General features: G+C 59.4%; 17 protein-coding genes and 3 tRNA genes. 12 read left to right on the top strand and 8 right to left on the bottom strand.

Going from position 1 to position 19,355, the window contains the following annotated elements; translation table 11 throughout:
• Positions 1 to 78: 78 nt before the first annotated feature.
• The 3 genes from HMPREF1267_RS09985 to HMPREF1267_RS09975 are packed head-to-tail and all read left to right on the top strand — an operon-like array spanning position 79 to position 3,058.
• Positions 79 to 1,245, top strand: coding sequence for an ABC transporter substrate-binding protein (locus HMPREF1267_RS09985; RefSeq protein WP_023029170.1), 1,167 nt, complete (start codon positions 79 to 81; stop codon positions 1,243 to 1,245).
• Positions 1,245 to 2,300 (top strand): iron ABC transporter permease, encoded by a 1,056-nt coding sequence (locus HMPREF1267_RS09980; RefSeq protein ID WP_005277826.1) that lies wholly within the window; start codon positions 1,245 to 1,247, stop codon positions 2,298 to 2,300. Before HMPREF1267_RS09985 ends, HMPREF1267_RS09980 begins: the two co-directional genes overlap by 1 nt.
• Positions 2,291 to 3,058: an ABC transporter ATP-binding protein gene (locus HMPREF1267_RS09975; protein ID WP_023016991.1), complete on the top strand. Its 768-nt coding sequence runs from the start codon at positions 2,291 to 2,293 to the stop codon at positions 3,056 to 3,058. Before HMPREF1267_RS09980 ends, HMPREF1267_RS09975 begins: the two co-directional genes overlap by 10 nt.
• Before the next feature lie 104 nt (positions 3,059 to 3,162).
• On the opposite strand, the gene HMPREF1267_RS09970 is transcribed toward HMPREF1267_RS09975, so the two are convergent.
• Positions 3,163 to 3,235, bottom strand: a tRNA-Lys gene (locus HMPREF1267_RS09970).
• 209 nt (positions 3,236 to 3,444) lie between these two features.
• Between HMPREF1267_RS09970 and HMPREF1267_RS09965 the strand changes: the two genes are divergently transcribed.
• Both HMPREF1267_RS09965 and HMPREF1267_RS09960 read left to right on the top strand, forming a co-directional pair.
• Complete coding sequence (locus HMPREF1267_RS09965; RefSeq protein WP_023016992.1) at positions 3,445 to 4,650, top strand: Ig-like domain-containing protein; 1,206 nt, start codon at positions 3,445 to 3,447, stop codon at positions 4,648 to 4,650.
• A gap of 20 nt (positions 4,651 to 4,670) precedes the next feature.
• Positions 4,671 to 5,615 (top strand): MsnO8 family LLM class oxidoreductase, encoded by a 945-nt coding sequence (locus HMPREF1267_RS09960; protein ID WP_023016993.1) that lies wholly within the window; start codon positions 4,671 to 4,673, stop codon positions 5,613 to 5,615.
• Between the two features lie 28 nt (positions 5,616 to 5,643).
• On the opposite strand, the gene HMPREF1267_RS09955 is transcribed toward HMPREF1267_RS09960, so the two are convergent.
• Positions 5,644 to 5,719 (bottom strand) — tRNA-His (locus tag HMPREF1267_RS09955).
• A gap of 49 nt (positions 5,720 to 5,768) precedes the next feature.
• Entirely contained in the window at positions 5,769 to 6,410 is a 642-nt protein-coding gene (gene orn / locus HMPREF1267_RS09950; RefSeq protein WP_034667216.1) for an oligoribonuclease, read from the bottom strand.
• 161 nt (positions 6,411 to 6,571) lie between these two features.
• Between orn and HMPREF1267_RS09945 the strand changes: the two genes are divergently transcribed.
• On the top strand, positions 6,572 to 8,116 hold the full coding sequence (locus HMPREF1267_RS09945) for a sodium:alanine symporter family protein (RefSeq protein ID WP_023029168.1): 1,545 nt from the start codon (positions 6,572 to 6,574) through the stop codon (positions 8,114 to 8,116).
• Here HMPREF1267_RS09945 and cmrA read toward each other — a convergent pair.
• The 3 genes from cmrA to HMPREF1267_RS09930 all read right to left on the bottom strand — a co-directional run bounded on the left by cmrA (position 8,113) and on the right by HMPREF1267_RS09930 (position 10,648).
• On the bottom strand, positions 8,113 to 8,913 hold the full coding sequence (gene cmrA / locus HMPREF1267_RS09940) for a mycolate reductase (protein ID WP_023016996.1): 801 nt from the start codon (positions 8,911 to 8,913) through the stop codon (positions 8,113 to 8,115). The two genes, HMPREF1267_RS09945 and cmrA, sit on opposite strands and share 4 nt — an antisense overlap.
• Before the next feature lie 697 nt (positions 8,914 to 9,610).
• Positions 9,611 to 9,684, bottom strand: a tRNA-Arg gene (locus HMPREF1267_RS09935).
• 40 nt (positions 9,685 to 9,724) lie between these two features.
• Complete coding sequence (locus HMPREF1267_RS09930; protein ID WP_034654201.1) at positions 9,725 to 10,648, bottom strand: LysR family transcriptional regulator; 924 nt, start codon at positions 10,646 to 10,648, stop codon at positions 9,725 to 9,727.
• A 66-nt stretch (positions 10,649 to 10,714) separates the two neighbouring features.
• Between HMPREF1267_RS09930 and HMPREF1267_RS09925 the strand changes: the two genes are divergently transcribed.
• From HMPREF1267_RS09925 to ald, 6 genes are all read left to right on the top strand, one after another.
• Positions 10,715 to 12,766 (top strand): cytochrome c oxidase assembly protein, encoded by a 2,052-nt coding sequence (locus HMPREF1267_RS09925; protein ID WP_034654200.1) that lies wholly within the window; start codon positions 10,715 to 10,717, stop codon positions 12,764 to 12,766.
• Positions 12,767 to 12,958: 192 nt separating this feature from the next.
• A complete protein-coding gene (locus HMPREF1267_RS09920) occupies positions 12,959 to 13,555 on the top strand; it encodes a single-stranded DNA-binding protein (RefSeq protein ID WP_023016998.1) in 597 nt (198 codons plus the stop codon).
• A gap of 110 nt (positions 13,556 to 13,665) precedes the next feature.
• A complete protein-coding gene (ettA, locus tag HMPREF1267_RS09915; RefSeq protein WP_005277855.1) occupies positions 13,666 to 15,336 on the top strand; it encodes an energy-dependent translational throttle protein EttA in 1,671 nt (556 codons plus the stop codon).
• Between the two features lie 12 nt (positions 15,337 to 15,348).
• Positions 15,349 to 15,762, top strand: coding sequence for a thioesterase family protein (locus tag HMPREF1267_RS09910; protein WP_005277857.1), 414 nt, complete (start codon positions 15,349 to 15,351; stop codon positions 15,760 to 15,762).
• A 42-nt stretch (positions 15,763 to 15,804) separates the two neighbouring features.
• A complete protein-coding gene (locus HMPREF1267_RS09905) occupies positions 15,805 to 16,443 on the top strand; it encodes a hypothetical protein (protein WP_023017000.1) in 639 nt (212 codons plus the stop codon).
• A 257-nt stretch (positions 16,444 to 16,700) separates the two neighbouring features.
• Positions 16,701 to 17,792 (top strand): alanine dehydrogenase, encoded by a 1,092-nt coding sequence (gene ald / locus HMPREF1267_RS09900; protein ID WP_023029167.1) that lies wholly within the window; start codon positions 16,701 to 16,703, stop codon positions 17,790 to 17,792.
• A gap of 132 nt (positions 17,793 to 17,924) precedes the next feature.
• Here ald and HMPREF1267_RS09895 read toward each other — a convergent pair whose 3' ends face one another.
• Both HMPREF1267_RS09895 and HMPREF1267_RS09890 read right to left on the bottom strand, forming a co-directional pair.
• A complete protein-coding gene (locus HMPREF1267_RS09895) occupies positions 17,925 to 18,308 on the bottom strand; it encodes a globin (protein ID WP_005284450.1) in 384 nt (127 codons plus the stop codon).
• Positions 18,309 to 19,313, bottom strand: coding sequence for a mechanosensitive ion channel family protein (locus HMPREF1267_RS09890; protein ID WP_023029166.1), 1,005 nt, complete (start codon positions 19,311 to 19,313; stop codon positions 18,309 to 18,311).
• Positions 19,314 to 19,355 lie beyond the last annotated feature (42 nt).

Here is a 19,355-nt window from a genome sequence, read left to right as displayed (position 1 = left end):
AGCCACCTTACTTGGTTAGGTTAGGATAAGCTCGCACGTGTCCTCGTATCGAGGATTCCGACCGACCAAGGATTTAAAATGGCATATAGATTTCCCAAGGTAATCGCCGTAGTGGCGGCCTCCGCCGCTGCATTGGCAGGCTGCAGCACCGCCGAAGAAACGACTAATAGCAGTGGCAGCGACGATGCTGCCCTGTCCTTCACCGACCTCGCGGGCCGCGACGTAGAACTCGACAAGGCCCCCGAGCGCGTCCTGTTGGGCGAAGGTCGCTCTCTCTTCGCCACCGGCATCCTCAACACCGAGAACCCACTGGATAAGGTCGTGGGCATCGGATCTGACCTGAAGAAGAACGTGCCGGACTACTACAACATCTTGGAAGAAAAGCTGCCCAAGGTCACTGAACTTCCGGAAGTCGGCGCCATCAGCAAGGGCGATGTCACCGTGGAAAACCTGGTGAGCCTGGACCCGGATCTCATCGTGCTGTCCAAGGACCAGTACGACGCCTCACAAGAGGCGGGCCTGACCGAAAAGATGGACCAGGCGGGCCTTAAGTACGCCGTGACCGATTTCCGCGCCAAGCCGCTGGAAAACACCACCAAGTCCATGGAAATCTTCGGCGAGATCTTCGGCAAAGAAGAGCGCGCCGAGGAATTCAACAAAGAGTGGCAAAAGACCGTGGACCTGGTTAAGGAGCGCGCGGACAAGGTAAAGGATAAGCCCAAGACCTTCGTCTGGCGCGCGGCCGGCGTCATGGACTGCTGTGGCTCTTGGAATGACTCCAATATCGCGCAGTTGGTGAACGAAGCCGGCGGTGAGAACGTAGCCGATGGCATCATTCCGGGCGAGGTTGGAGCCATCACCCCAGAAAAGGTCCTCGAGGCGGACCCAGACATGGTGATTGCGACCGGCGGCGACTGGTCCGAGAAGAAGGACGATGAGGGCAACCCCGTCGGCTACGCCGCGGTGGGCTATGGCATCGGCGAAGATGAGGCAGAGGCGAGCATCGCCAAGCTGCCGAGCAACCAGCCAGGATTCGAGAACCTGCGTGCGGTCAAGGAGCACAAGCTGCATGGCATGTGGCACCAGTTCTACAACTCGCCGTTCAACTACCTAGCGCTGCTGCAGATCGCGAAGTGGATCAACCCGGAGGCGTATGAGGATATGGACGTCGACAAGGAGTGGATGCAAGCGCAAGAAAAGTACTCGCCGGTTGCTGGCGAGGGAACCTTCTTTAGCACGAATTAATGGTAAGCGGGGAGGTAGCTGCCCTTACGCAGCAACACAAAAAGCTCACCTGGCAGCGCATTAGCATCGTCGCGGGCCTGTGCCTCATCGCGGCGGTGGCGTTTGTGGTCAGCAACTTCGTCGGCGCCATCGACATCAGCCCCGGCGAGGTCATCAGAGGCATCGTCAATCCTTCGAGCCTGGATGACCAGACGCATACGGTGCTGTGGAAGCTGCGCTTGCCGATGGCCGTCATGGCCCTGCTCATCGGCGTCAGCCTCTCGCTGGCCGGCGCGGAGATGCAGACCATCTTGAATAACCCGCTGGCGGAGCCGTTTACGCTCGGCATTTCCGCCGCAGCGGCTTTCGGTGGTGCTAGTTCCATCGTGCTGAAGTGGCAGCTGCTGACCCAGCCGCAGTTCAACCTGGCGCTGGTGGCGTGGCTGTCGGCGGCGGTGGCGACGGCGATCATCGTCGTGGCGGCCATCATCCGCGGCGCGAAGGCAGAAACCATGGTGCTGCTGGGCATTGGTTTGGTCTTTTTCTTCCAGGCCATGCTCGCGCTTATCCAATACCAGTCTTCGGCCGAGGCGCTGCAGCAGATCGTCTTTTGGTCCATGGGTTCGCTCACGCGCGCCAACTGGGTTGCCAACGGCGTGCTTGCGGGCGTGCTGCTGGTTGCCCTGCCCATTTTGTGGGCGCTGTCGTGGCGGCTTACGGCCTTGCGGCTTGGCGATGCCCGCGCTGCCGCCATGGGCATTAATACCGCCCGGCTGCGCGTGGTGGTGCTCATCGTGGTTTCCCTCGTGGCGGCAACGACGGTGGCCTTCGCCGGCATCATCGGCTTCATCGGTCTGGTAGGTCCGCACATCGCCCGCATGCTGGTGGGCGAGGACCAGCGCTATTTCGTGCCCGCCTCCATGGCCGCAGGTGCGGCCGTGATGTGCGCGGCGCACGCGGCGAGCTTGATGATTAAGCCGGGTCTGGCCATCCCGATTGGTATCGTGACCTCGCTTTTGGGTGTGCCGTTCTTTATCGCCATCGTGATGACTCGAAGGAGGGCGCTGTGGACGTAGAACTTACCCTGCGCGGCATAAGCGCGGCCTACGGCAAGCACACCGTGCTCGAAGCGGTCGACGTGGATACGCTGCAAGGCGGCCAGTTGGTTGGCCTGCTAGGGCCCAACGCCTCCGGCAAGACCACGCTGATCAAGTCCCTTGCCGGCGTGCATCGCGGGTACAAGGGCGAGGTGGATTTTCTGGTGGATGGCGAAAGCCCGCGGGGCAAGCGCCGCCGCCAACTCATCGGCTACGTCCCGCAGGACCTGCCCAGCACCGCGGCGCTGCGGGCGTTTGAGACGGTGCTTATCGCGGCGCGTCGGGAAGCATGCGAGGATCCCATCACCCGCAGCGCCGAGGTGCTGCACGCGATGGGGCTGGATGCCATTGCCTCGCGCTACCTCAACGAGCTATCTGGCGGCCAGCGCCAGCTCGTGGCCGTGGCGCAGATGCTGGTGGGCAACCCGGGCCTGATGCTCTTGGACGAGCCGACGTCCGCGCTCGACCTGCATCGCCAGTTCTTCGTCCTCGAGGAGGTGCGCGAGAAGGCTAGGCGGGAAGGCAGCCTGGGGCTGGTGGCCATTCACGACATCAACCTGGCCGCGCGCATGTGTGACCAGCTGGTGGTGCTGAAATCGGGCCATATTCGCGCCCAGGGCGCGCCTGGAGACGTGCTCACGTGCGAGCTGGTGGAAAGCGTCTATGGGGTAGAGGCAGACATCGTGGAGCACCGCGGTGTTCCCGTCGTCGCGCCCCAGCGCGTGAATAAGCAGTAAAACAAGCAAAGGCCGAGCGAGATGCTCGGCCTTTTTGCTAGCTTTGAAAGCGAACTTTGAAAACGAAAAAATCGCGAGGCATATACCTCGCGATTTCGCTGTTGTGCGCCATCAGGGAATCGAACCCCGAACCCACTGATTAAGAGTCAGTTGCTCTGCCAATTGAGCTAATGGCGCAGTGTTGACGTCCTGCCGTGCGGCTCTCTGTGCAACGAGTAGAAACTTTAGCACCCCGGTTGAAAAACTGTAAAATCGCCTGGTCATAGCGTGTTTTCGGGGGAGTATAACAGTTTGGACAATGGTGCGCTTGTTTCTGGTATTTGGGGTGGCAAGGCGATAATCTGGATTGGTCTTGAAAGAACTACTGTGTTTCTAAGGTCTACTTAGTGATTAACTCCCTCTCTAATTCCCGCCGCATTGCTGCTGCGAGCATTGCGTGCATTTCCCTGGTAGTAGCCTCGTGCTCCGTTGATTCCGCCGCTGAAAACCGCCCGGAGGATAAGGAAACTACCTCGAGCTCAGCAGAGAAATCTGAGCAGAAAGAAAAGTCGAAGCTTTCGGCTTCCGTGAAGGATGGGGCAGAAGACGTCGATCCATCCAAGCCCGTCACCGTGGAATCCACCACCGAGCTCAAGAGCGTGACCATGACCAATGAGCTGGGCGTGGAAGTTGAAGAAAAGCTTTCTGAGGACGGCAAGAAGTGGACTACGGCCGAGGATCTTGGCTATAACCACACCTATTCCATCGTTGCCTCCGATAAGGACGGCAATAAGAAGAACCTGAGCTTTTCTACGTCTCAGGCGGCGGGCGTCGCCCAGGTGGCGATGACGCCTATCCCGGGCTCCGAGGTGGGCGTGGGCCAGGTCATCGGCGTCAATTTCGGTACCTATATCACCGATCGCAAGGCGGCAGAGGACACGATTACGGTTAAGACCAACCCAGAGGTAGAAGGCGCGTTCTACTGGGTGAATAACCAAGAGGTGCGCTGGCGACCCAAGGAGTATTGGGAGCCGGGCACCAAGGTTGAGGTCAAGGTCGATCAGTACGGCAAGGACCTCGGTGGCGGAATCTACGGCGGGGAAAATACGGGGACGGATTTCACCATTGGGGATCGCACCGTCGCGCTGGTGGATAACGCCACCAAGACCATGAAGGTCTACAAGAATAAGGAGCTCCTGCGCACCATTCCGGTTTCGCTGGGCCGCGACTACCAATACGACACCCCGAACGGGCGCTATGTCATTGGAGATCAGCACCAGTCGCTCTTGATGGATTCTGAGACCTTCGGGTTGCCGCACGATGCGGGCGGGTATAGCACCGAGGTGGACTGGGCTACCCAGATGTCTTATTCGGGCATTTACGTGCACTCTGCGCCGTGGTCCGTGTGGGCGCAGGGTAACTCCAATACCTCCCACGGCTGCATCAACGTCACGCCAGAGGCAGCGCAGTGGTTCCAGAACACCGTCAAGCGCGGCGATATCGTCCGCGTATTCAATACCTATGGCGAGACGCTCAATCCCATGGATGGCTTGGGCGACTGGAACCTGTCCTGGGAGGAATGGTCCAAGGGCAACGCGGACGCTAATCAATAATCCGCACAACCTTTAGGCGCATGGCTACAGTGGTGGCCATGCGCTTTTCTATTTTGGACCGCGGGGCGGCGGGCACGCTCGATGGGATAGCCGAGCATGCGCAGCATGTGGAGCGGCTGGGGTTTCGCAGGTTTTTCCTGGCCGAGCACCACGGCGTGCCGGGCATCCCAGCGGGCCAGCCGGGCATGTTGGCCGCGCACGTAGCGGCGCGCACGCAGCGCATTCGCGTGGGGACCGCAGGCATCATGCTGCTCAACCACCCGCCGTTTCTTGTCGCGGAACAAATCAACCTTCTGGAGGCGCTGTACCCGGGCAGGATCGATATCGGACTGGGCTCCTCGGTGGGCTTTACGGCGCCGGTGCGCAAGGCCCTGCGCCAGGGCGATCCGCTGGAGCTCAAGCAGCAGTTCGAGAACGAGGTGGAGGCCCTATTGGGGTACCTGCGCGGCGAGGAGGCGGTCACGGTGAGGCCCGAGTACTCGGGCACGCCCCTCTATATCCTCGCCGGATTCCGGTCAGTTGCGGTGGCGGCGCGGCTGGGATTGGGCGTCATCCTGGGTGGGCCTGTTGAGATGCAGGAAAAGGCGGCACGGCTCTACCGCGAGCATGCGCTTGCCGATGCCCCACCTATCATTTCCTCCCTCAATATCGCCGTCGCCGATACCGCGGACCAAGCGCGCGACCTTTTGCTGCCGGAGTCCTATGCAAAGGTCATGGCCCAGTCCACCGGGGAATTCGCGCCGCTGCGCCCGGCCCGCGAATTGGACCTGGAGGGGCTAACGAGCCAGCAACAGCGCCGTATCGACGAGTCCCTGGGCCACGACGTCTGGGGGACGGTGGGGGAAGTGGGGGAGGAACTAAGGGGCATCGGCAAGCGGCTGGGTGTCGATGAGTTCCTGATTACCGGAGACATGCCGGATCTCGCGGGGAGGGCCCGCTCGGAGGAAATGGTGGTGGAGATATAAAAAATCCCGAGCGCGGGGCTCGGGAGATTGGGGTGGCTGACGGGACTCGAACCCGCGACAACCAGGATCACAACCTGGTGCTCTACCAGCTGAACTACAACCACCATCGTTGCGCGAAAGCAACGAGATATAGGTTAACTCACGCCGCGTAAATTACAAAAACGCCTGGTAATCGGCGGTTGTTTCGGCCTTGAGGGTCTCGGCTTCGGCAGAAGTTGGGCCCTCATCGGTGCGAAAGACGCTGCGGCGATAGAAATCCAGCTCGCGGATGGACTCTATGATGTCCTGCAGTGCGCGGTGGGCCATGCCCTTATCGGGCTGGTTGTAGTAGGCCCGCGGGTGCCAGCGCCGGGCGAGCTCCTTGATGGTGGAGACGTCGATCATGCGGTAGTGCAGCGCCTCATCCAGCCGCGGCATGTAGGCGCGGATGAAAGTGCGGTCGGTGGCGATGGAATTGCCGGCCAGGGGAGCGGGGTGTTCGCAGTGCTCGTTGATGAGCGCCAGCACCGCGTCCTCGGCCTCGCGGATGGTGGTGGCGGACTGGCGGATTTCCTTATCGAGGCCGGAGTTCGCGTGCATCTCGGTGACGAAGGAATCCATCTGGGATAGTTCCTCTTCGGTGGCGTGGACGACGAGATCGATGCCCTTGCCAAGGATGTTGAGGTTGCCATCCGTGATGACGGCGGCTACCTCGACGATGACGTGGCGCTCTGGGTCGAGGCCGGTCATTTCCAGGTCGATCCACACGAGGCGATCATATTTTGCGGCGATTTCGGGAGAAGACATGCGTTCCATTCTAGCCCCGGCCGGCGGGGCCCTCCGCGTGCCCCGATCCGCACCCCGCAAAACAAAAAGAAAAATTTACCTATCGTTTTACCGACACTGGGAAGTGATTTACGGCATACTTTCTATATCGTGCTTCACAAGGGAGGTGCGAATGACTAAGGAGTTTCTCGATGGCAAACTTTCTCGATGCCCTCAATTCCATAATTTGGTCGCCCGCCCTCGTGTTTTTGTGCTTGGGTGCGGGTGTTTATTTCACCGTGGTAACGCGGGGCCTGCAGGTCCGCTGCCTGCCGGATATGCTGCGGCAAATTTCTAAGGGCGAAAAATCCGATGACGGTGTTTCTTCCTTCCAATCGCTGATGGTCTCGCTATCTGGCCGTGTGGGCGTGGGTAATATCGCCGGCGTGTCCACGGCCATTGCTTTCGGTGGCCCGGGTGCGGTGTTCTGGATGTGGGCGGTGGCGCTTTTGGGCTCGTCCACCTCTTTCATCGAGTGCACCCTGGCGCAGATTTATAAAGAAAAGGACCAGGACACCGGCGAATACCGCGGTGGCCCGGCCTACTACATCGAAAAGGCGTATAAGCACACCAAGGCCGCGCCGTTCATGATGGTCTATGGCATCCTCTTTGCCATCGCCATGATTTTGGCCACCAGCTACTTCCTGCCGGGCATTCAGGCCAATGCTGTGGCCGCAGCGGCCGATACCGCGTGGGATGTTAACTCCACCTGGGCCGCGGTGGTCCTGGCCGGCATTTTGGCCATCATCATTATCGGTGGCGTCAAGCGCATCGCTAACTTCGCCACCCTGGTCGTGCCGTTTATGGCCGTGATTTACATCGGCATCTCCATCGTCGTGATGCTCATCAACTACTCGCAGATTCCAGATGTCTTTGGCCTTATCTTTAAGTCTGCCTTCAACCTCGAGGCCGGGTTCTCCGGCATGCTGGGTGTGGCCATCATGTGGGGTGTCAAGCGCGGTATTTACTCCAACGAGGCTGGCCAGGGTACCGGCCCGCAGTCCGCTGCCGCCGCGGAGGTCTCCCACCCGGCTAAGCAGGGCTTCGTGCAGTCCTTCGCCGTGTACATCGACACCCTCTTCGTGTGCTCCGCTACGGCGTTTATGATCATCTCCACGGATATGTACACCGTCTTCCGCGGCGAATCCGAGGACGGCGAGGTTGTCTACCAGGGCTCGCTTCCCGATGACGTCGCGGTCGGCCCCGGCTTCGTCCAATCCGGCCTCGATAGCGTCTTTGCCGGCTGGGGCCCGACGTTTATCGCCGTGTCCATTGCTTTCTTCGCCTTTACCACCGTGCTGGCGTACTACTACATGTCCGAGGTCAACCTGACCTACTTCAACCGTTGGGTCAAGTCTCGCCCGATTCGCCGCGGCCTGGTGTGGGCGCTGCGCATCCTGATTATCGTCTCGGTCATCGTGGGTGCTACCACGACTCCGGGCTCGGCCTGGGCGCTAGGCGATATCGGCGTGGGCACCACCGCATGGCTAAATATCATCGCCATCCTCTTCCTGCAGGCGCCGGCGATCAAGGTCCTGAAGGACTACGAGAAGCAAAAGAAGGCGGGCAAGGATCCGGAATTCGACCCAGAAGCGGTGGGCATCAAGAACGCCGATTTCTGGGTGGACCGCAAAAACGCCCGCGCGGCGGCACAAGCCGCCAGCAAGCAAGCCGCCGGCGAGAATGCGGAAAGCTAGCCCATCTGGGAATAAAACCGCCCAATGAGCGGCGCGATGACTGGGGTCGGCAGCACCTTGCTGACCACGTTCATCGCCTTTGACAAGGGGCCAGGGACCACGCGTCGCTGGCCTTTTTGCATGGCCGCGATGGTCTCTTTGGAGCAGGACTCATATGTGGTCCACAACGCATCGGGCACGACCTTATCCACGATGGTCTGGTCCTCTTCGGCGATGGTCGCTTCGCGCACCGGCCCAGGAGCAAGCAATGTGCAGCTGATGCCAGAGCCCTTGAGCTCATAGTGCAGCGCCTCCGTAAACGCATTCACCCCGGCCTTGGTAAAGACGTAGGTCGCGTTATTGGGGATGGGGATATTGCCGGCCGTTGAGCCCACATTGCAGATGGCGCCCGCACGCCGCGGGAGCATATGTTCCAGCGCGGCGCGGGTCAGGCGGTGCACGGCGGTGCCATTTAAGGCGAATTGGGAGGTCTCGTAGCCCAAGTCCTGGTCCATGAAGGGCCCGAAGCTGGCGATGCCGGCGGAATTGACCAGGATAGAGACTTCCTTGGAGGAGATGGCGTCAATGACTACCTCGACCCCTTCATCGGTGGCCAAATCCGCGGGCAGGGCACTGGCCTCAATGTGGTGGCGGCGCTCAAGTTCTGCGGCTATGTCTTCCAAGATTTCGCCGCGCCGGGCAACGAGGATGACGTTATAGCCCATCGCCGCAAAATCGTGGGCCATCGCCTTGCCGATGCCCTGACTAGCGCCCGTAACCAGGGCATAGGAGGTACGAGATGGTGCCGGAAGTGACATTGTCGAGCCTTTCGAAGGAGCCGTTTGCTAAAGACCCCAGCGTAGACAAAAAGCCGGCATGCTGCGAAAAAGTCTCGAGGCATCACAGGCATATAGAGCTTCGAGGGGCCTCCTAATAGGCCATCAGGCGGCCATTCAGCTCCCCGTGACTGCTACGCTCCGGAGAAATATCGGGAGTGTGACTGGCGGAGGTTTTCCTCACTCGCGCTAGCAACCGCCACAATTTCCATATCCGGGTCATTATTGGATCGGTCTAAACGCAATCGTTCACGCGTAGCTGCGGAGAGTGAATCGAACTTTTCACATCGGACAGTGCCCTTTTTGCGATGGTATTCAATCAAGAATGCTGGCATGGAGCTTGTCACTTTCCTTTCTGTGCGATGTCTGACCGTACTTTAACTAATTCCGAAAGTCTATCTTCGAGTATGCCAAAAGCACGGCTCCTCAGCTGACGAATTTGCCGAGGTCAAGCCCGGGGTCAAGTCCGGTGGGCAAATCCTAGAGTGCTTCAGATGATATTTGGACACTCGAGCGTAACCATCACGAAGGAGACAGATACGGTCATCTTTATCCGGAAGATTTAAGCGCGTTCACTTCCGGTTGCGATACGTTATTTTCAAAGGATTGTGCCCATTGTGTGCCCAAAGGCCACTTTCTTCGCGGTGTTAATTCGTCAGAAAGTGGCCTTGAGCTGCGGTGCCCCCAGCAGGACTCGAACCCGCGACACATGGGGTAGAAACCCACTGCTCTAATCCGCTGAGCTATGGGGGCTGGACAGCACACTCATATTAGCCCACAGCCACGGCGATTCCTAAGCCAGGGGGCGGGCGGAATCGTGCGAGCGCAAAATGTCGACCAATTCTTGGGCGGCCGGGGTAAGTTCGCGGTCGGAGCGATAGGCCAAGATGGCATGGAAGCGCGGAAGATCCTCTTTGACCGTTAGTTTAGCGATGCCCTGCGGATGCAGCGCGGGGGCGCACCGGGGCATGAAGCTGATGCCAAAGCCACTGGAAATCATCGGGATGGCGGCATGCAGCGATGCGACGTCTTGAATGTGATCCGGCTTGTAGGAGGGGTGGTTCTCCCACAGGTCATCGTAAAGCTCCGCCATGCCTGGAAGCTCGCGGCAGTGGGGAGGCACCAGCCAGGTTTCCTCGCGCAAGTCCTGCAAGGAGACAGGGGAAGGAAGGTCTGCCATGGCCTCTGGCACCGCGAGGGAGTAGTCGAATTCGGCGACGTCGTGGATGGTGAGCTCGGGAGAGTAGCGGCGGATGAAGGCTTTGGGGTCGGACGTCGGCAAGAGCGCGAGGTCCACCTGGCCTTCCAAGAGCCGCTTGATGGCGGTGGCGGCGGTGGAATCATCCAGGCTGATGCGAGCTGAGGGGTGGATTTCGGTGAGCTCGGAGAGGACGGAAGGGGTAAATTCCCAGTTTAAGATGGGGCACGACGTCAGGGACACGGTATTGGCGTTATCGCCGGTGATTTCGCTGATGTGGCGTTGGGCATCGGCAAGCAGGGCATCGACCTTGAGGGCGGTGTCATAGACATAATCACCCGCCTCCGTGGTGGTTACGCCCGAGCGCCCGCGGGAGAGCAGCTGGGTATTGAGCTCCTTTTCCAATTTGCGGATGGAAAGGCTCAGGGAAGGCTGGGTCATTTCAAGGGCTGCGGCGGCATGGGTGAAGGACCCATTGTCTACAACGGCACGGAAATAAAGAAGTTGACGGGTGTCCATAGGCTCTATCATGGCACATCCGGGGGCAAAATATGCGTTCGCTTTGGATTAGGGTGGCCCTATAGAATGCGAGCTATGGTCAATACGCTGGTCAAAAGCACGCCGTCTGGAACGCAAAAACCCCGTCCTTCCTGGGGAATTTTTATTGCAGCAATGCTTTTTGCTGGCTTGGTCGCCGGGTTCATTTCCCTATTCTTATTGGCGGGTTCCTTGGCCGCCTTGGGCATTCCGGACCCAGGGCGGATTACCACCTTCGGCTTGCCGCTTTTCCGCGGTCTGGCGTGGCTGCTGATGGCGCTATCCGTGGGATCCTTTTTGGCCTCGTCGTTTCTCATCGCCCCGCGCGGGGACAACGATTCCCTCATCGAGGCGCCTTTATCGGTCGACGGCCATATCGCCGCCCGCACTGGCACGTGGTCGGCCTTCGGCGTTGCGGCCGTGGGGCTGGTAGAAATCCCGATGATCATGTCGGACCTGACCGGCACGCCATTTTTTAAGGTCTTCAACCTGACCATTTTGAAAATGGCCTTTACGGAGATTTCCTCCACCATCGTGTGGGGAATCGCGGTGCTTATCGCCCTTACCGTGGGAATTATTGGCAGCTTCAGCCGCACCTGGGCCATGCAGCCGGTCCTGCTTTTGCTGTCCATCCTGCAGGTGGTTCCCATCGGCCTTGAGGGCCACTCCGCGACCGGCGGCGACCACGACTACGGCACGAACTCGCTGCTGTGGCACCTGGTATTTGTGATGCTGTGGGTGGGCGGCCTCATGGCGCTCATCGCGCATGGACGGCGCCTGGGCCCGAACCTCGCCTTCGCCGTCAAGCGCTATTCCGCCATCGCATTCATGGCTATCGTCGTGCTGGCCGTGTCTGGCCTGGTCAATACGCTCATCCGGATGGATATTTCGGACCTACCGCAATCGCCCTACGGCATCATCCTGATCACCAAATTCGTGCTCACCATCCTGCTGGGCATTATGGGGCTTATCCACCGTGAACTCACCATTCCGCAGTTAGATAAAAACCCGCGCCTCTTTATCCGCATCGCCATCGTGGAGCTCGCGGTCATGGCGGGCACGATTGGCGTAGCCATCACCTTGGGGCGCACCGTGCCGCCGCCACCGCGGGATCCGAACTTGAGCTCCATGCAGATCCTCATGGGCTATAACCTGCATGAGGCGCCCACGGTATTCAATATCTGGACGATGTTCCGCTTTGACATCATGTTTGGCACGATTGGCCTGCTCTTGGCCGCGGCATATGGCTACTGCGTTTACCGCGTGCACAAGCGCGGATTGAGCTGGGACAAGGGGCGCACCGCGTGGTTTATGGTCGGTTCGCTGGGCCTTACGCTCGTCATGTCCACTGGCCTAGGCCTGTACATGCCAGCAATGTATTCCATCCACATGCTGGTGCACATGATTTTGTCCATGACCATTCCGCTGCTCATGGTGCTAGGCGCGCCCTTCACCTTGGTCATGGAGGCCTACGAACCGGGTCCGAAGGGCCAACCCAGCCCGCACGATTATGCCTTGGCGCTGACCCAATCTAAGTTCGTGCGGGTCATTACCAATCCCTTCGTGAACTTGGCGCAGTACCTCTTTTTCCTCTACGTGCTCTATCTTTTCCCGAGCCTGTACGAATTCGCCATTTCGGAGCACGCCGGCCACCTCATCATGAACTACGTGTTCCTCATTTCCGGCTACTTCTACTTCTGGGAGGTCATTGGCCCAGATCCCTTGCCTAGGCGCCATTCCACGCCTTTCCGGCTTGGCATGCTTTTCTTGTCGATGCCCTTTCACCTCTTCGCCGGCGTGTACCTGATGCAGCTGCAGACGGTGCTTGGCCTCGACTTCTATCAGTACCTCGAGCTGCCTTGGGATCAAGACTTGCTGCAGGACCAGCGCGTGGGCGGGGGCATTGCCTGGGGCTTTGGCCAATTCCCCTTGGTCATTGTCTTTGGCAAGCTCTTTTTGGATTGGCTGCGCGATGACCGCGCGACGGCGCGGCGCCACGATGTGCAGGCGGAGGCGGACGATGACGCTGAGCTCGCCTGCTATAACGCGATGCTGGAGGATATGAGCCACGGCGATGAAAGCGGATTCCGCGGGCACTAATTTATTGCCCACCTGTGGATAACCCACCCGAAAGTGACCATCCTGGCACCACTTTGTTGAAGGGGACAACAAGTTATCCACAGCGCTGGGTGGTACGGCATGGTGCAGGTTGCGTTTCGGCAGCAGGATGTGAAGGCGAGCGAGGGACATACCACTCGCGAACTCACAACCTAGTAAAGGAATTTCAGCACCATGTCTCAATACCCAGTGATGCTCACCGGCCGCCTTACCCAAGATCCCATCTTGACCAAGACCTCGACCGGCGCATATAAAACCAAGCTGCGCATCGCATCCTCCCGGCGCGTTCCTGATCGCCCCGCCGATACCGGCACCGACGCCGATAACCAACGCGGCCAGCAGCAGTGGCGCGATGTAGACCACCTCTTTATTGACGTGGAAATGTGGAACCAATTTGCCATCAACGTCAAAAAATCCCTGGCCAAGGGCATGCCGCTGCTCGTCTGCGGTTCGATCGTCTCCGACCAGTGGCGCGATGATGAAGGCAAGGACCACTACCGCACCTTTATCAAGGCCCAGTATGTGGGCCTGGACCTAAACCGCCACGTCATCGGAGCAAAGCGCTTGGCGCCGCAGTATAACCAGGAAAACATCGCCATCCCAGAGCTTGGTGAAAACGAAGTTGTGCCCGACGTGGATAACTCCGCGCCGGGCGATACCGCCGCTGATACCGCTGCAGACCGCATCCAAGCGGGAAATAGCGCGGCAGCCCAGGACGGCGAGGAAGTAGCAACGCAAGAGGAGGAGGCCGCCGAAACCGTGCATGCATAACGCCAGCCATCCGCCTCGGGTTCGCCCGACCCGAGGCACCTAGGCGCGCATTCTGATGTAGTGTTTGTGTAGATAAATACGTCTCCCAAATTTTTGCAAAGGGGTAAAAAGTGGGCGAATTCATCTACACGATGAAAAACGTGCGCAAGGCAATTGGCGATAAGGTCATCCTTGATGATGTCACGATGGCGTTCTACCCGGGCGCCAAGATTGGTGTGGTCGGCCCCAACGGTGCCGGTAAGTCCTCCATTCTGAAGATCATGGCCGGCTTGGATCAGCCTTCCAATGGTGAGGCATTCCTCGATCCGGGTGCTACCGTGGGCATCTTGCAGCAGGAGCCGCCGCTGAATGAAGAAAAGACCGTGCGCGGCAACGTCGAGGAGGGCCTCGGCGATATCTTTGAAAAGAAGCAGCGCTTCGAGGAAATCGCCGAAGAAATGGCGACCAATTACAGCGATGAGCTCATGGCAGAAATGGGCAAGCTGCAAGAGGACTTGGATGCCGCCGATGCATGGGAGGTTGATTCCAAGATCGAGCAGGCAATGGAAGCATTGCGCTGCCCGCCTTCCGATGCCCCAGTGACCAACCTCTCCGGTGGTGAGCGCCGCCGCGTGGCCCTGGCCAAGCTCCTGTTGACGGAGCCGGACCTGCTGCTTTTGGACGAGCCCACCAACCACTTGGACGCCGAGTCCGTGGAGTGGCTGGAAAAGCACTTGGCGGATTACCCAGGTGCCGTCCTAGCTGTCACCCACGACCGTTACTTCCTGGACCACGTCGCGGGCTGGATCTGTGAGGTGGATCGCGGCAAGCTGTACCCGTACGAGGGCAACTACTCCACCTACCTGGATAAGAAGCAAGAGCGCCTCCAGGTCGCCGGTAAGAAGGACGCCAAGCTGCGCAAGCGCTTGAAGGACGAGCTGGAATGGGTACGCTCCGGTGCCAAGGCTCGCCAGGCCAAGAACAAGGCTCGTTTGGAGCGCTACGAAGAGATGGCTGCAGAGGCGGAGAAGTACAAGAAGCTGGACTTCGAGGAAATCCAGATTCCTACGCCGCCGCGCTTGGGCAATAAGGTCGTCGAGGCAAAGAACCTGGTCAAGGGCTTCGATGATCGCACCCTGATTAAGGACTTGTCCTTCACCCTGCCGCGCAACGGCATCGTCGGTGTCATCGGCCCGAACGGTGTGGGTAAGACGACGCTGTTTAAGACCATCGTCGGCTTGGAAGAGCCGGATGATGGCTCGGTTGAGGTCGGCGAGACCGTCAAACTGTCCTACGTGGACCAGAACCGCGAGAATATCGACCCAGAGGCTACGGTGTGGGAGGTCGTCTCCGGCGGACTGGATTATATTCACGTTGGCCAAAATGAGATGCCATCGCGCGCATACCTGTCCGCGTTCGGCTTCAAGGGCCCGGATCAGCAAAAGCCGTCGAAGGTGCTCTCCGGTGGTGAGCGCAACCGCCTGAACTTGGCGCTGACCTTGAAAGAGGGCGGCAACCTTATCCTTCTTGATGAGCCAACCAACGACTTGGACGTCGAAACCCTGGGTTCGCTAGAAAACGCCTTGGAGAAATTCCCTGGCTGCGCCGTTGTTATTTCCCACGACCGCTGGTTCTTGGACCGCACCTGTACCCATATTCTGGCGTGGGAAGGCAACGTTGCCGAGGGGCAATGGTTCTGGTTTGAGGGTAACTTTGGTGATTATGAGAAGAACAAGGTGGAGCGTCTGGGAGAAGACGCCGCCCGTCCTTCTCGCGTCACTCACCGCAAGCTCACCCGATAATCCCTGAGGAGAATGATGGCGACCGATAACGCGCATACCCACCAAGTGCCCACCCGCTGGGGCGATTTCGATATGTACGGCCACATGATGAACGCCAACTATATCGAGGTTGCCCAGGAGGCACGCTTGGCTTTTGCCAAGGAGAATATCTATGCCAAGGGCATCGATTTCATGGCCTTGGTGCGCCATCTCGACGTGGACTATATGCGCCCCATTCCCTTTGAGGGCAATGCCCACGTCATCGTGGAAACCACCGTTTCCCACATCGGCTCGTCGTCCTTTACCACTTCCCAGCAGGTCAAGACCGCTGCTGGAGAGGTAGCGGCCACGGTGAACTGTGTGCAGGTAGTCATTGACAAGAAGAAGCACACCCCGCGCCCGCTTACGGATGAGGAAAAAGATATTCTGCAGATGAGCGCCTCTTAAACGGCGCACAGTGCACATATAGAAAGGTAGGGCCCGCACGCCATGGTCACCGAGTCGCTTGAAATTCGCAGCGGAGGACCTGGCTTGCGGGCCCTTCTTGCGCGCGCAGTTGGGGTAGACGCGACTGCGTCGGTGCGCCTGCGCCAGCTTGCCGATGACGTCGTTGACGCCTTCGTCACCACCCCCTTCGAGGTCGTAGCCTCCCGGCGGGTGCAGGGGAAAGTCTCCCGCGATGGGGCAGTGGTCTCCGCGTCGACGCTGGAGCAACAGCTCGCGAAAAACGATGGCACCGGCGTTATGGAACTCGGCCCGTCCCGCGATGCGTCGTGGCCGGGCGCATTGCCCCCGGCGACCGGCTTTAGCGTGGTAGATACCCTGCCGGTGACGGTGGTGCGCGAGCTTTCGGACCAAGGCCAGAAGCTGACCCGGGAGTTTTCTGGCCCCATGGGCCCGCCACCCAGCCTGCTTAATCAGACCGTGGTCACGGTTGAGGGCAATGGGCAGACGGTGGAAATCCCGATGCGGATGATCTTTGCCTGCACCAACCTGGGCCTAATCCCGGGGTTCTCTGCCTCTATGGATATACCCCGGCACCTGCGCGTATCGAGCCTTGGCCGGTGGGTGCGCCTTGATGCGCCGTTTGGCAGCATCTATCGTTCCACGCGGCTATCCGTGCTGTAAAACTCCCCGAATCTGGTATTCCGCCGCCCAAAACGGAAAGTGATTAATACCTATAACCCACTAGTCGGGGGTGGTGGGCCTTCCCGGTGCTCGCCTTTTTAACCCTATACACTGCAGTATCGGGGAAATCATGATTATTGTAGTCACCCCCGTTCGTGAAATACGCACAAACTAATATCCTCCTTCGTATTCTGCGTTAACCTGACAGCGAGAAGTAAATTTTCGCCTCTGTAACCAACACATGAAGGAGAACCTCCGTGCGCATTTCTGTACCCAAAGAAATCATGAATAATGAAAGCCGCGTCGCCCTCACCCCAACCGAGGTGCGGACCTTGGTTACTGATGGGCACGAGCTATTCATCGAATCGGGCGCGGGCGTAGGCGCGTCCTTTCCCGATGAGGAATACGTAGAGGCTGGCGCTACCATCGTTGATTCTGCGGACGAGACGTGGGCCAAGGCCGAGCTTCTGCTGAAGGTAAAGGAGCCGCTCGAGTCCGAGTACCAGTACCTGCGCTCTGATCTCACCGTCTTTACCTACCTCCACTTGGCGGCGGATCGCCCGTTGACGGAGGCGCTGACGGAAGCGAAGACAACCTCCATTGCCTATGAAACCGTGACGGACCGCCGCGGCACCCTGCCGCTTTTGACCCCCATGTCCCAGGTCGCCGGGCGCTTGGCTGTCATCGAGGGCTCGCACCACCTGCTGTCCACTCAGGGCGGCCGTGGCCTCCTGGTTTCTGGCATCCCGGGCACCCAGCCTGCGCGCGTGGTGGTCATCGGCGGCGGCCAGGTAGGCGCGTCCGCGGTGGCGATGGCGCACGGTCTCCGTGCAGAGGTCACGGTCTTGGACGTGGATCCGCATGTCCTGCAGCGCTTTGATGACCAGTACGCCGGCGGCGTGCGCACCCTGATCTCTGATCCGTCTACGCTGGATAAGGAGCTGGAGGAGGCCGATCTCGTCATTGGCGCCGTCCTAATTCCAGGCGCTGCGGCACCGAAGCTGGTGCGCGAGGAGACCGTGAAGAAGATGAAGGAGGGCGCGGTGCTTGTCGATGTCGCCATCGACCAAGGCGGCTGCTTCGAGAACTCGCGCAAGACCTCCCACGACGAGCCGACCTTCAAGGTGCACGACACCCTCTTCTACTGCGTGGCCAATATGCCCGGTGCGGTGGCCAATACCTCGGCCCGCGCCTTGGCCTCGGCGACGCTGCCGTATATCCGCGCGGTGGCCAACGACAACCTGGATGCCGCGATCGAGCGCTTCCCAGGCTTGCGCTCCGGCGTGATGACCCGCGGCGGCAAGCTGGTATCTGAGCCGGTACGCCAGGCTTTCGACTGGAAAGACTAAGCATCCGGCAGCGCTAACTTGGCGCTAGCGCACAGTAAAAGAGGCCCGCGCACTTACCTGATGTGGAAGTGCGCGGGCCTCTCTGTGCAGCTTGTAACTCTTGCAAGAGCAGCGCTACAAGCAGTTGAAAAATTAAGGCGCTCTGTTGATGAGCATGGCAGCGACGCGCTGCATGTGGTCCCAAATCATGGTGCGATACGCCGGCGGGATGGTGTCTTCCTCGATGCTATCGAGGGACTTTCCCATCAGCTCGAGCCAGCGGTCGTGAGCTTCCATATCAATGGGAAAGGTTGCATGCCGCATGCGCAGGCGCGGGTGGCCGCGGTTTTCGGAGAAGTGTTGGGGACCGCCCCAGTACTGAATCAGGAACCAGGTAAGGCGCTGCTCCGCGCCTTCCCAATCTTGATCCGGGTACATGGGGCCAATCACGTCATCTTCTTTGACCTGGTCATAAAAGCCATGCACGAGGCGCTCAAAGGTAGGGGCGCCACCGATGGCTTCATAGACGGAATTCATTTAGGCATCGTCTCCCTTATGCGGATTGGCAATGCCGATGCCGTGTGGGTAAGGGGTGCTGATGCCCTCTGCGTGCATGACGTTGAGGACGCGGGACTGGACAAAGCGCTGTACGTCCCACTGGCGGCCCGGCAGCGTCTTGGTAGAAACGCGGAAGGAGACGTAGTCCGGCTCGAACTTGGACATGCCGTCGATGCGCGGGGTGCTGAGCACCATCTTGCGGATCTTTTCGTCCTTGACGGCATCTTTGACGGCCTTGTCGATGACCTCGCCGGCAACCTCTGGGTCGTTGGATAGCCCGACGGGGATTTGGATGCGGGCAACGGAGTACTCATCGGAGTGGTTAGCCACCTGCAGGATTTCGCCGTTGCGGACGTACCACAGGGCACCGTCGATATCGCGGACGGTGGTAATGCGCAGGGAAATGGACTCGACGTCGCCAAAGACGCCGTTGCCCAGGTCAATGACATCGCCAATGCCGTATTGATCCTCAATGAGCATGAAGATACCGGAGAGGAAGTCTCGGACCAGTTCTTGTGCACCGAAGCCGAGGGCAACACCGATAACACCGGCAGAAGCGATCAGCGGGGCAACGTTGACTTCCAATTCATCCAGGATGGCAATGCCAGCCGAAACCCAGACCACGATGGCAACCGCCGATCGCCCCACGCCGGCGAGGGTCTTAATGCGTGAGGCGCGGCGCGCCTCCCTGGTTTCTCGCAGGGTGTCATCTGGCTGGCTATCCTCCCCAGACCTGCTGCGGGTGCGGCTGGGCTTTTTGAGGGTGGAGGCCTTAATGCTGTTTCTCGCCAGCCGGTTGATGAGGTGGCGCAGCGCCCAGTGCGCAATGAAGGCCAAAATGATAATGAGGCCGATGCGGATGGGCCGCTCGATAAGCCAAAGTTGAACGTTCTCGTCGTTCCAGAAGCTCGATACGGACTCTACTGCATCGTCTTTTTTCTCTGCAGCTCCCTGAGCCATGGTAAATAGGTTCGTACTCATCATTCTTTCTTGATCGTGGACACAAACTAACCGCACCCATTCTAG

The organism is Corynebacterium sp. KPL1824 (assembly GCF_000478095.1).
In the GTDB taxonomy this organism is placed as follows: Bacteria; Actinomycetota; Actinomycetes; order Mycobacteriales; family Mycobacteriaceae; genus Corynebacterium; species Corynebacterium accolens.
The sequence above is the reverse complement of the archived record's forward strand: the minus strand, read 5'-3'. Positions and strand labels throughout refer to the sequence as shown.

Excerpts from the sequence above, each read along its gene's own strand:
- HMPREF1267_RS09985 (WP_023029170.1), top strand. The coding sequence starts at position 79 with ATGGCATATAGATTTCCCAAGGTAATCGCCGTAGTGGCGGCCTCCGCC.
- HMPREF1267_RS09980 (WP_005277826.1), top strand. The coding sequence starts at position 1,245 with ATGGTAAGCGGGGAGGTAGCTGCCCTTACGCAGCAACACAAAAAGCTC.
- HMPREF1267_RS09960 (WP_023016993.1), top strand. The coding sequence starts at position 4,671 with ATGGCTACAGTGGTGGCCATGCGCTTTTCTATTTTGGACCGCGGGGCG.
- orn (WP_034667216.1), bottom strand. The coding sequence starts at position 6,410 with ATGGAACGCATGTCTTCTCCCGAAATCGCCGCAAAATATGATCGCCTC.
- HMPREF1267_RS09945 (WP_023029168.1), top strand. The coding sequence starts at position 6,572 with ATGGCAAACTTTCTCGATGCCCTCAATTCCATAATTTGGTCGCCCGCC.
- cmrA (WP_023016996.1), bottom strand. The coding sequence starts at position 8,913 with ATGTCACTTCCGGCACCATCTCGTACCTCCTATGCCCTGGTTACGGGC.
- HMPREF1267_RS09930 (WP_034654201.1), bottom strand. The coding sequence starts at position 10,648 with ATGGACACCCGTCAACTTCTTTATTTCCGTGCCGTTGTAGACAATGGG.
- HMPREF1267_RS09925 (WP_034654200.1), top strand. The coding sequence starts at position 10,715 with ATGCGAGCTATGGTCAATACGCTGGTCAAAAGCACGCCGTCTGGAACG.
- HMPREF1267_RS09920 (WP_023016998.1), top strand. The coding sequence starts at position 12,959 with ATGTCTCAATACCCAGTGATGCTCACCGGCCGCCTTACCCAAGATCCC.
- HMPREF1267_RS09910 (WP_005277857.1), top strand. The coding sequence starts at position 15,349 with ATGATGGCGACCGATAACGCGCATACCCACCAAGTGCCCACCCGCTGG.
- HMPREF1267_RS09905 (WP_023017000.1), top strand. The coding sequence starts at position 15,805 with ATGGTCACCGAGTCGCTTGAAATTCGCAGCGGAGGACCTGGCTTGCGG.
- HMPREF1267_RS09895 (WP_005284450.1), bottom strand. The coding sequence starts at position 18,308 with ATGAATTCCGTCTATGAAGCCATCGGTGGCGCCCCTACCTTTGAGCGC.
- HMPREF1267_RS09890 (WP_023029166.1), bottom strand. The coding sequence starts at position 19,313 with ATGATGAGTACGAACCTATTTACCATGGCTCAGGGAGCTGCAGAGAAA.